At 60.0% G+C, this 240-nt stretch carries 1 protein-coding gene; it reads left to right on the forward strand.

The window, feature by feature from the left end; genetic code table 11:
- Nucleotides 1-240: hypothetical protein (locus AAEY97_RS21485; RefSeq protein WP_351001421.1), on the forward strand; the 240-nt coding region annotated here is incomplete at both ends.

Below are 240 nucleotides of genomic sequence, written 5' to 3' on the forward strand. Positions count from 1 at the left end.
TGCTGAGCGTGATCGGTTCCCAGGTGTCTGCCACCTGGTACTGGACCCTGCTGGCGGTCGTGGGCACGGTGCTGACCATCGCCGCCTACTACTGGTTGATGACATTGGGTGTCGACGGCCCCATGTCGATGGACTTCCGATTCGCCTGCCTGATGTCGGCCTTCGTGCAGATGGGCGTGATTCTTAATGTCACCATCGTGGCGATCGACATCGCCGGCCGCTATGTGAGCAATCTGTGGT

It is taken from the genome of Shewanella sp. TB7-MNA-CIBAN-0143 (assembly GCF_040310065.1).
Classification (GTDB): Bacteria; Pseudomonadota; Gammaproteobacteria; order Enterobacterales; family Shewanellaceae; genus Shewanella.